The sequence below is a fragment of the Mycolicibacterium arseniciresistens genome (assembly GCF_030519285.1).
Classification (GTDB): Bacteria; Actinomycetota; Actinomycetes; order Mycobacteriales; family Mycobacteriaceae; genus Mycobacterium; species Mycobacterium arseniciresistens.
Map to the genome: position 1 here is coordinate 1 of NZ_JAUMSQ010000173.1, position 917 is coordinate 917.

Annotated in this window: 1 protein-coding gene; it reads right to left on the reverse strand. The window is 70.6% G+C overall.

Going from position 1 to position 917, the window contains the following annotated elements:
- Positions 1–906: DUF222 domain-containing protein (locus Q2100_RS19990; RefSeq protein ID WP_302915462.1), on the reverse strand; the 906-nt coding region annotated here is incomplete at its 3' end.
- Positions 907–917: the final 11 nt, after the last annotated feature.

The window sequence follows — 917 nt, forward strand, 5'->3', positions numbered from 1 at the left end:
GCGACACGTCAGGTCGCGCATCCGCACGAAGCGTTCCACCGCCGCGGTCGGCTGATACCGCAACCCCTGCTCGGCCGTGACCGTTGGCGGGTTCAGCGGCCGCAGCGTCGCTCCCTGAGCCAGCTCGCGGACCAGGTCGGCGTCGATCACCCCGAAACCCTCCAGATAGCCGGGCCGATTGCCGGTACCCAGCACGGTGGATTGATCGGCGATCACGTTGATCACGAACCTGGTGCCCGACGGCGCAGGCGGCGGCGGGGGTGGAGGCGCTGAGGGCGGCTGGGATGCCTCGACGTCACCGGTGTCAGCAGCGGTCTGGAGGTCGCTGGTGTCGGCGGCGGTCTCGACCTCGCCCGTGTCGTCGGTGGCCGGCGCGGGGGCCGGCCCACCCGCAGCGGGTGTCACCGAGCGGGCGGCACACGCCGCACACCGGCAGGCCAGCGGTTGTCCCTGCGCCATCGCGGCTACCGCGTCCGCGCGGCGCTGAGCGAGGGTCCGCGGATCCTCGCGGCACACCCCGGTCGCGAGTTCGCCCAACGTCCGGTCGAAGATCACCGCAGTCTCGGCGTCCACCACACCATCAACCTTGGCCGTACCGTCACCGATGGCGATCACATCCATATGCCGGCGGTCTTCGGCGCGCTCCCGCTCCTTGACCGCGTCACGATCCAGGGTGCGCACCGCGGCGTCCACCGCATCGATCACCCGCTTACGCGACCACGACTGCCACCGCGAGATCCGTTCGGCCAGCTGGGAGTCGAGGGCGGCGATGATCGTGCGGTCACTGACCAACTCACTGCGCGACACGATGATCTGCACGGTGCGCCAGTCGATGTCACCGCGAGCCAGCACCGCGGCCACCTTCGGCAACCGGCTGTCCAACGCATCAGCTTGGGCGACCAGCACACTGGCCGCGG